Origin of the sequence: Acinetobacter sp. UBA2063 (assembly GCF_002333245.1) — a bacterium.
GTDB classification, from domain to species: Bacteria; Pseudomonadota; Gammaproteobacteria; order Pseudomonadales; family Moraxellaceae; genus Acinetobacter; species Acinetobacter parvus.
In genome coordinates, this window is the sequence record NZ_DDAH01000169.1 from 1 (window position 1) to 9,701 (window position 9,701).

General features: G+C 41.5%; 8 protein-coding genes, 1 other RNA gene and 1 pseudogene. 4 read left to right on the forward strand and 6 right to left on the reverse strand.

Going from position 1 to position 9,701, the window contains the following annotated elements; translation table 11 throughout:
- Both B4H32_RS07980 and B4H32_RS07985 read right to left on the reverse strand, forming a co-directional pair.
- A partial coding sequence (locus B4H32_RS07980; RefSeq protein ID WP_286801584.1) for an NAD-dependent succinate-semialdehyde dehydrogenase occupies positions 1–1,463 on the reverse strand: 1,463 nt, incomplete at its 3' end.
- A 63-nt stretch (positions 1,464–1,526) separates the two neighbouring features.
- Positions 1,527–1,850 (reverse strand): hypothetical protein, encoded by a 324-nt coding sequence (locus tag B4H32_RS07985; protein ID WP_004676637.1) that lies wholly within the window; start codon positions 1,848–1,850, stop codon positions 1,527–1,529.
- Between B4H32_RS07985 and B4H32_RS07990 the strand changes: the two are divergent.
- The 4 genes and pseudogenes from B4H32_RS07990 to cueR all read left to right on the forward strand — a co-directional run.
- Positions 1,836–2,152, forward strand: a pseudogene (locus tag B4H32_RS07990) (integrase core domain-containing protein); the annotation flags it as partial. The gene B4H32_RS07985 and the pseudogene B4H32_RS07990 overlap by 15 nt on opposite strands.
- A gap of 172 nt (positions 2,153–2,324) precedes the next feature.
- Positions 2,325–2,684, forward strand: a transfer-messenger RNA (tmRNA) gene (ssrA, locus tag B4H32_RS07995).
- Between the two features lie 283 nt (positions 2,685–2,967).
- Positions 2,968–5,439, forward strand: coding sequence for a heavy metal translocating P-type ATPase (locus tag B4H32_RS08000; protein WP_286801587.1), 2,472 nt, complete (start codon positions 2,968–2,970; stop codon positions 5,437–5,439).
- Positions 5,440–5,449: 10 nt separating this feature from the next.
- Positions 5,450–5,908 carry a Cu(I)-responsive transcriptional regulator gene (gene cueR, locus B4H32_RS08005; protein ID WP_286801599.1) on the forward strand — a complete coding sequence of 153 codons (459 nt, stop codon included), beginning with the start codon at positions 5,450–5,452 and terminating at the stop codon, positions 5,906–5,908.
- Positions 5,909–5,960: 52 nt separating this feature from the next.
- Here cueR and B4H32_RS08010 read toward each other — a convergent pair whose 3' ends face one another.
- From B4H32_RS08010 to B4H32_RS08025, 4 genes are all read right to left on the reverse strand, one after another.
- Complete coding sequence (locus B4H32_RS08010; RefSeq protein WP_005403063.1) at positions 5,961–6,149, reverse strand: heavy-metal-associated domain-containing protein; 189 nt, start codon at positions 6,147–6,149, stop codon at positions 5,961–5,963.
- 172 nt (positions 6,150–6,321) lie between these two features.
- Positions 6,322–7,848, reverse strand: coding sequence for a DHA2 family efflux MFS transporter permease subunit (locus B4H32_RS08015; protein ID WP_286801621.1), 1,527 nt, complete (start codon positions 7,846–7,848; stop codon positions 6,322–6,324).
- Positions 7,849–7,854: 6 nt separating this feature from the next.
- Positions 7,855–9,003: an HlyD family efflux transporter periplasmic adaptor subunit gene (locus B4H32_RS08020; RefSeq protein WP_075696230.1), complete on the reverse strand. Its 1,149-nt coding sequence runs from the start codon at positions 9,001–9,003 to the stop codon at positions 7,855–7,857.
- A 265-nt stretch (positions 9,004–9,268) separates the two neighbouring features.
- Entirely contained in the window at positions 9,269–9,697 is a 429-nt protein-coding gene (locus tag B4H32_RS08025; RefSeq protein ID WP_286801626.1) for a thioesterase family protein, read from the reverse strand.
- Between the last annotated feature and the right edge of the window lie 4 nt (positions 9,698–9,701).

Here is a 9,701-nt window from a genome sequence, read left to right on the forward strand (position 1 = left end):
CGCTCTTCCGATCTACCAGCCAGCAACACATATTTAATTTCCAGATAATCCTCAATGCCATATTTGGAGCCTTCACGTCCCAGACCTGACTGCTTGACCCCACCAAACGGCGCGACCTCATTGGATAAGATTCCTGTATTGAGCGCCACCATGCCGTATTCCAGCGCATCGGAAACTCGCATCGCCCTGCCTAAATCCTGACTGTAGAAATAGGATGCCAAACCAAACTCGGTATCATTGGCATAGCCCACCACCTCGTCCTCAGTTTCAAATTTAAATATAGGTGCCAAAGGTCCAAAGGTTTCTTCTTTGGCCACTTTCATGTCAGCCGTGACATCTTTGACAATGGTTGGTTCAAAGAACAATTGGCCCAAAGGATGGGGTTTTCCACCCAGCACCACCTGAGCGCCCTTGCTGACCGCATCCTCAATATGTTCTTCCACTTTCTGCATGGCTGCACTGTCAATCACTGGGCCAAAGTCTACTCCAGCCTCCAAGCCATTGCCGATCTTGAACTGTCTTACTGCCTCAGAGAGTTTTTCTATAAACAGGTCATAAATTCCTGACTGTACATAAATACGGTTGGCACAGACGCAGGTCTGGCCTGCATTACGGAATTTGCTGGCAATCGCGCCTTTTACCGCAGCATCAAGATCGGCATCATCAAACACCATAAACGGTGCATTACCACCCAGTTCCATCGACACCTTTTTCACCGTTGAGGCGCATTGGGCAATCAGTTTTTTACCCACCTCGGTTGAACCTGTGAAACTAAACTTCTGCACTCGGTCATCGGTAGTCAGCACTTCACCGATTTCAGTGGAACCGCCTGTGATGACGTTAAATACCCCTGCTGGAATACCTGCACGCAAGGCAAGCTCTGCAATCGCAAAGGCAGATAATGGGGTTTGCGAAGCTGGACGGACAACGATGGTACAACCTGCCGCCAATGCTGGCGCAACCTTACGGGTGATCATGGCATTCGGGAAATTCCACGGTGTAATTGCAGCACAAACCCCAATCGGTTGCTTATTCACAAGAATCTTTTGATCAGAACCATTTGCGGGAATAATATCGCCATAGACCCGTTTGGCTTCTTCGGCAAACCATTCAATATAGGCTGCACCATAAGCAATCTCGCTTTTGGCTTCACTCAAGGGTTTACCTTGTTCCAAGGTGAGAATATAGGCCAGATCATCCTGATTCTGCATGATCAGGTCAAACCACTGGCGTAAAATCTTACTGCGTTCCTTGGCACTTTTTTTACGCCACAAGGGCAATGCCTGCTCAGCCGCGGCAACCGCATCTAGTGCTTCCTGTTTGCCCATTTTGGGTACAGTACCAATGCTTTCGCCTGTAGCGGGATTGGTCACGCTTAGGGTCTGACCAGAGAGTGCATCCCGCCACCGACCGTTGATCAATGCCTGTGACTTTAATAACCCGTGATCATTCAACTGTGCCATTTTCTTGTTTCCCTATTATCAAACATTGAGCTTTTCTTATTTTTAACAGCAATCCTGACTGATTCAAGTTACCTTTAGTGAAACTTGTTGTCCAAGCATTTGAAACTGATATTGCCCAGCCTTTAAATCCATTGGGCGAATGATTGAACCTGTGAGAATCACCTCACCTGCTTGCAGCTTTTTATGCTGTGCCAATAAAGTTCGAACCAGCCATAAATAATTACGGATGGGTTGATCTGAAGCTGTTAAAGGCTGGTTGCGGTTTAGGCCACTTTTGGAACGGTTGACCTGAATAAAACGGGTATTGCGGCTTTGCCAGAACTGGCAGGTCTGGTCAGAAAGTGAAGACAATGGGGCTTTACGGAACGCGATAAGGTAGAACAACATGACTATGAGTTGTATCTGGCAGTCAATGATATTGATCACACGAAGAGAAAAGCAGCTTCCCCGCAAAAAATGGTATATGTGAGCGTTTCCATAAAACGATTTTGCAGGAGTTCTATCAAATTACGTTTAGAAAGAAGCTTTATAGCTCATTGGAAGAATTACAAGTTGATCTAGACGATTGGCTGAAATCCTATAATACTGAACGGACTCATCAAGGAAAAATGTGTTGGGGTCGTACACCACTTGAAACTTTACTTGATGGAAAACGGATTTGGGCTGAGAAGAATTTAGCTCAAATTTAACCTGACAGGCACAATAAAAAATGGGTAACTGTCAGATCAGTTTTGAGCTAGTACAAGTCTTTTTAATCTTTATCCAGCGACTACACTTGCTTATATTTCAATCATTAACACCCTGATTTATAGATTTAGATGTCAATTTTCAATAAGTATGTTATGATGCTCGTTCATATATGGGGGTGTTATTGGCTTCGACGCTGGTGATGAAGCTCATAGATGCATGCCGAGAGCGCATTTTCTCTCGTAAATAAAATTTGCATTTTAATAGTCGCAAACGACGAAACTTACGCTCTAGCTGCCTAAGGGCAGCTTGTCCGCTTCACTGAATACTTGTGGTCAGTGAACCCGACCGAAGCGCACGCACACAAGTCCGTATAAAGTCAAGCCTCGGGGCTTTATACCAAACTTAGAGGATCGCGCCTTGTACCCTGTTCGTCGGGTCGCTTGGTGTTAAAACAATAGACGATATCTAAGCATGTAGTATTCTCGAGTGTAGTGCTGGCGGACGCGGGTTCAACTCCCGCCACCTCCACCAAATACCTTTAATAAAAAAGCCACTTACATAAGTGGCTTTTTTATTGACAAGATTTTTATATTTTTTAATTCTTAGAATATCAATAACGTACAAAACACAAAAATGATTCATTATTAGAGAAAATATAGAATAAAACCCTCAAGCAACTGATTTAAATATCAATTTCATCATGTTTATTTTAAAAATAGATTTCACTTCGATATTTACATAGTGAGTACTTGACCTTCCTATAATGGTAAGGTCTATGCTTTAAGCAATCAAAGAATATTTATAGGTAAATCCCATGGGAACCGAAATAAATCAAAGATTAAGCTTACAAATTGAAGGTATGACTTGTGCAAGTTGTGTAAGTCGTGTTGAAAATGCTATTAAAAAAGTTGATGGTGTGCGATCAGCCTCAGTAAATTTAGCCACTGAGCGTGCAGACATTACACTTAATAAGCCTTTAGATCGTCAATTATTAATTCATGCAATTGAACAAGCAGGCTATGATGTTCCCAAAGACAGAATTGAATTATCTATAAAAGGTATGACCTGTGCCTCATGTGTTGGTCGTGTCGAGAAAGCACTCAAAGCCATCTCTGGTGTAACTGAAGCAAATGTCAATCTTGCAACTGAACGAGCAACAGTAAGTGGTTCGGCAAGTGTAGAGGCATTGATCGCAGCAATAGATAAAGCTGGATATGATGCTGTAGAAATTCAAGCTTCAATTGCTGATCCATCTGAGCAGCTTCAGAAAAAAGATCAAGAACGCGCTGAACTTAAACGCGATTTAATTCTTGCCACGCTTTTTGCTTTGCCTGTGTTTATTCTTGAAATGGGCTCTCATCTAATTCCAAGCTTTCATCATCTGATTGCTCAAACCATTGGGATGCAAAATAGTTGGTACATACAATTCGTACTGACTACCCTTGTTTTAACGATTCCAGGTAGAAGATTTTATTTAAAAGGCAGCCCCGCTTTATTTCGTCTAGCACCAGATATGAATTCTTTGGTAGCCGTTGGAACATTAGCTGCATATCTATTTTCTATAGTTGCCACCTTCTTTCCAAACACACTCCCTTCGGGAACAGTCAATATTTATTATGAAGCTGCTGCGGTTATTGTTGCTTTAATCTTACTTGGTCGTTTTCTTGAAGCAAAAGCAAAAGGACGGACTTCAGAAGCGATTCAACGTTTAGTCAGTTTACAAGCTAAAACAGCTCATGTTCACCGTGATGGACAAATACTTGAGATTGCAATTGATCAAGTTATTGCTGGCGACATGGTGATTGTAAAACCTGGCGAAAGAATACCTGTTGACGGAAAAGTGACTGATGGAAATAGTTTTGTCGATGAATCCATGATTACAGGTGAACCGATACCTGTTGAGAAAGTGGTTGGTAGCGATGTGGTAGGTGGTACGATTAATCAAAATGGAACACTCACTTTTACAGCATTAGCCGTTGGTGGTGAAACCATGCTGGCGCAAATAATTCGCTTAGTTGAGCAAGCACAAGGCTCTAAAATGCCGATTCAAGCGGTAGTCGATAAAATTACCTTATGGTTCGTACCAGCAGTAATGTTTTCAGCAGTGCTGACATTCTTAGTTTGGTTAATTTTCGGCCCATCTCCTGCCCTAACTTTTGCCTTAGTAAATGCAGTCGCAGTACTGATTATCGCTTGTCCATGTGCTATGGGTTTGGCAACACCTACATCGATCATGGTGGGTACAGGTCGTGGTGCAGAATTAGGCGTGTTGTTCCGTAAAGGCGAAGCTTTACAGCTATTAAAAGATGCAAAAATTGTAGCTGTTGATAAAACAGGTACTTTAACTGAGGGACATCCAGAATTAACTGATTTTGAAGTCACATCTCAGTTTGAACGAGATCAAGTTTTGGCTGCTGTAGCTGCTGTTGAATCCCGATCAGAACATCCTATCGCAAAAGCGATTGTTGATCAGGCCAAGCTAGAGAACTTGGTTCTTCCTAAAGTTGATCGCTTTGATTCGGTTACGGGTATGGGTGTATCTGCAGTGATCAATGATGATATTCAAATTAATATCGGTGCTGATCGTTATATGCAGCAGCTCGGTATTGAAGTACAACCCTTCGCAACAACTGCTTTACGTTTAGGTGATGAAGGTAAATCACCACTTTATGTTGCGATGAATGGTCAACTAGCAGGAATTATAGCGGTTGCAGATCCAATTAAATCCACGACTCCCGCAGCGATTCATGCTTTACACCAATTAGGACTGAAAGTCGCAATGATCACTGGAGATAATGCACGTACTGCTCAGGCAATTGCAAAACAATTAGGAATTGATGAGGTGATCGCTGAAGTCTTACCTGAAGGAAAAGTTAATGCAGTCAAAGAGCTAAAATCCCAATATGGTCATATTGTCTTTGTTGGTGATGGCATTAATGATGCCCCTGCATTAGCTGAAGCCGATGTAGGTGTAGCGATAGGTACAGGTACAGATGTTGCAATTGAATCGGCAGATGTCGTGCTCATGTCTGGCAATATGCAAGGTGTAACAAATGCAATCGCCTTATCCAAAGCCACAATCGGCAACATTCATCAAAACCTGTTTTGGGCTTTTGCTTACAACACCATGCTAATTCCTGTTGCCGCTGGAATATTATATCCAAACTATGGAATTTTAATGTCACCCATCTTTGCTGCAGGAGCTATGGCATTATCTAGCGTCTTTGTATTAGGAAATGCACTACGTCTACGTCGTTTTCAACCACCCTCAGTATATCTAGGTTGAGGAGAATAAGATGAATATTGGTAAAGTCTCTCAAGCTTCAGGGGTCTCAACCAAAATGATTCGATACTATGAACAGATTGGTTTGATCCCGACTGCGGGGCGTAATAATGCAGGTTATCGCTCCTACTCAGTGACTGATGTTGAACGTTTAAAGTTTATCAAGCGAAGTCGAGAATTGGGATTTTCAGTTGTGGAAATCTCAGATTTGCTTGATCTATGGAATGATCGCAATCGACAAAGTGCTGATGTAAAACGCTTAGCACTCGGACATATTGAAAAATTAGAAGAACGTATAAACGACTTACAGCAAATGGCGAATACGCTGAAAGATTTAATCAATTGCTGCGCAGGCGATGATCGACCTGAATGTCCGATTCTTGAGGGTCTCAAAGAACCGACCAATGAAAATAAGGAACAGCATCACCATAATGACCTGCTGTCAATTTCACCATTAGCGAAGAAAAAATAAGGTATTAAAAAGGGCTACGAAAATGTAGCCCTTAAACTTTGTCTAAATGATTTTAGCGCGGTGGGAAACCTGCTTCAGTCAATGCTTCAGCAACCTGCTCTTGTGTTGCTGTTGTTTCAACTGTCACTTTACGATTTGGTGGATCAGCAATCACTTTAGCATTTGCATCCAAAGCTTGAATTGCTCGAGTAACACCGCGAGCACAACCACCACACGTCATATTCTCTACATGAAATTCCATGATATCTCTCCAATAAAATAGATGGTTAATAGAATATATTCCTTCCCATCATTGTAAGGTCAAGCGATTTTTTACTTGATCTTCTTTAGAGTTAGGTTACACCTTAGCTATAAGAAAAAACTCGGAGAACAACCCCAAGTTTAATTCAATGATTTCCATTTAAGTCATGCGATTAATGTGGTGCAGGGCCACCTACTATCGGCTTAGGTTTAGGACTTAACCAAATTAATAGACTCGCAAACACAAACACCAAAGCCAAAATCATAAAGACATGATTTGCTGAAATCGTAATTGCTTCTTTATCGACAAGATTGGCGATCGTTGCCAAAGTAGCATCAGAAGAAAATCCATTTTGCAGCAATGTATTTTGTATCTCTTGTGGATGCAGTGAATTGACCATTTCACTACGCGCCACTTTGGTGTGGTCATCCCAAATCGTAACTGCAATCGAAGCACCGATTGCCCCTGCCATGGTTCTTAGGAAATTCATCAAACCTGCAGCAGATGCCATTTCTTGGGGAAGAACCGAGCCCATTGCAATATTAGATAACGGAATAAAGAAAAATGGGACAGCAAAACCCTGCAATATCTGAGGCCAAGCCAATGCCATAAAATCTGCATCAGTTACCCAAAATGCACGCATTAAGGTTACAACACCCAGCAAAGCCAAACCAAAACTCGCTAAAGCACGTGGATCATATTTGGTTGATAATTTGGCTACAATTGGAGACATAGTCAAACTACCAAAGCCCATAGTTGCCGTTAGATAACCAGCCCATGTTGCGGTATATCCTAGATTGATTTGCAACCACTGTGGGATCAATACAATACTGCCAAAAAATGCCCCAAACCCAAATGCTAAGGCAGTGACAGAAACTGCAAAACCTCGATGTCTAAAAACATATAAATTTACAACGGGATGTTTTTCGGTTAACTCCCAAATCATAAAAACAATAAAACCAATCACGGCAATTAAAGTTAAAACGATAATACTACTACTGTTGAACCAGTCTTTTTCATGCCCAAGATCAAGCATGAGTTGTAACGCACCAATCCAAAGTACCAGCAATCCTAACCCAATCGCATCTATGCGTAATTTTTCTGTTTTGGTTTCAGCTACTGACAACAAACGCATCGCAGCGAGAACACAAAATATTCCGACAGGTATATTGATAAAAAATATCCAATGCCATGATAAATTATCGCTAATCAAACCGCCTAAAATAGGACCTAGAATAGGTCCAATCACCGTTGTCATTGCCCATAGCCCCATCGCTTGAGCATGTTTTTCAGGTGGAAAAATACGCATTAATAATGTTTGACTCAGTGGCATTAACGGTCCACCACAAAGCCCTTGTCCGATACGGAAAAAGACCAACATTTCTAATGAAGTCGCTAGACCACATAAAAATGAAAAAAACGTAAAACCAATCAAACCAAAGACAAAGACACGAACCGTACCAAATCGCCCTGCCAACCATCCAGTTAAAGGAACACAGATGGCTTCAGCCACTGCATAAGACGTAATCACCCAAGTTCCTTGAGAACTTGAAACGGCGAGGTTACCAGTGATATGAGGAACAGAAACGTTAGCAATCGTCGTGTCTAACACCACCATAAAGTTAGAAAGTGCAATTACAAAAGCTGCAAGCAATAATCGCCCACCACTGAGTTCTGCAAAAGGATTCTGAGTCTTCATGATGAATTACTTCGATGCGAGATCAATATCTACTTGCATTGAAAGACCTACTCGCAGAGGATGCTCAGCCAACTCTTTAGGATCTAAGGTGATGCGCACAGGTAAGCGCTGAACCACTTTAATCCAATTTCCAGTCGCATTTTGTGCAGGAATCAATGCAAAAGCAGCACCTGTTCCACCTGAGAAACCTTGAACTTTGCCGTGATAAACGACTTCATCCCCATATAAATCAGATGTTAATGTCACAGTTTGACCTGCTTTCACTTTTGCCAATTGGCTTTCTTTGAAGTTGGCATCTACATATAACGCTGAAACTGGTACGACAGACATCATGACTGTTCCAGGTGCAACACGCTGTCCAATTTGAATATTCTTACGTGTTACAACACCATCTACAGGGGCACGTATAATCGTTCTTTCCAAATCTAATAATGCTTGATCAACATGTGCTTTTGCCACTAAAACATCTGGGGTTGAAGCCTCATTGACACCTTGAATCAAAGCATCGTTTGCTGCCAAAGTACTTACCGCAGCATTACGACTCGACATAGCTTGAGCAAGTCCTGCTTGAGCAAGCTCTAAACTAGCTTTTGCAGTCGAAACAGCACTTTGTGATTTACTTAATTCTTCTTTAGAAATTGCACCTGAAGCAGCTAGTTCGTTACGACGTTTTAACTCTAAACTCACTCGATCATATTCAGCTTGGGCTTTATTGACTTGAGCTTGAGCACTTGTGATTTCATCTTTAGTTACGATCACTTGTGAATTCAGAGAACTGCTATTTGCTTGGCTTTGTTTGTATTGACGTTGTGCTTTTGCTAGCTCCGCTTGAGCCTGTGCAAGTTGAATCTGTGCATCTCGTTGGTCGATTTTAACTAAGATATCGCCACGTTTAACCTGCTGTGTATCCTTCACTAAAACTTCAGCAACTTGTCCACCGATCATAGAGGTCACTTGTGCTGTTTCAGCACCAACATAGGCATTATCAGTGCTTACAGAATGATGAAAAAATAATGCCCAAATCCCATACAAAATTGCAGCTATGATAAGAATCAGGGCAAATAGTCCTAAAAACTTTTTACGCTTTGCTTTCATTGCATCATCAGAAATAGCTTCAGATAAAGCTTGCTGTTCGTTGGTTTGGGAGTCAGTCATAAATTATTCCTGAAAATTAAATAGATCATTTACTTCTGTTTTAATCAGCCGATCAGTCTATGTATCGAAACTTAACCGAAAGTTAAAAACAAAAGATAAATATGAACAAAAATTTCAGAGCATTCTACCGACAAATAATCATATTACGAGAATAAAAAAAATAACTGATGCGTTCAGTTCTAGCATTTTGATAATAATCAAAACTATTTATTTTCAGAAATAAAAAAAGCGCCGAATGGCGCTTTTTTGAAATTTTTCAAAAAAATTAGAAAGCATAAGAGGCAATTGCGGTTGCGATTGGTTTATCTTCATCATTGACCATGGTCATACGCATGGTGCAGCCCTTACGGCCTAAACGTAATGTTTCAGCACGCGCAATAAAGAACTGGCCACGCCCTGGTGCCAGATAATCAACACGCATATCGACTGTTGCCAAACGGAAAACTTTTTTGATGGTATCAGGCAAATTCTCAGGGGTTGAATGACGGTAAAGCTGCTCCATCGCGACAATTCCACCAATACTATCCAGTATGGTTGCAGCCACGCCGCCATGCAGGATTTGAAAGGCCAGATTCCCCACCAGTTCAGGCTTCATTTCCACATAGGCTTCAATCTGGTCATCGACCACACGCATCTCCATACCACTGTATTTAAAGAATGGACAGGCATTAAAGGATTTCTCTGTACACGACAAATTT

Bases quoted from the DNA above. Each gene is read 5' to 3' on its own strand.
- B4H32_RS07985 (WP_004676637.1), bottom strand. From the start codon at position 1,850: ATGTTGTTCTACCTTATCGCGTTCCGTAAAGCCCCATTGTCTTCACTT.
- B4H32_RS08020 (WP_075696230.1), bottom strand. From the start codon at position 9,003: ATGACTGACTCCCAAACCAACGAACAGCAAGCTTTATCTGAAGCTATT.
- B4H32_RS08000 (WP_286801587.1), top strand. From the start codon at position 2,968: ATGGGAACCGAAATAAATCAAAGATTAAGCTTACAAATTGAAGGTATG.
- B4H32_RS08010 (WP_005403063.1), bottom strand. From the start codon at position 6,149: ATGGAATTTCATGTAGAGAATATGACGTGTGGTGGTTGTGCTCGCGGT.
- B4H32_RS08015 (WP_286801621.1), bottom strand. From the start codon at position 7,848: ATGAAGACTCAGAATCCTTTTGCAGAACTCAGTGGTGGGCGATTATTG.
- cueR (WP_286801599.1), top strand. From the start codon at position 5,450: ATGAATATTGGTAAAGTCTCTCAAGCTTCAGGGGTCTCAACCAAAATG.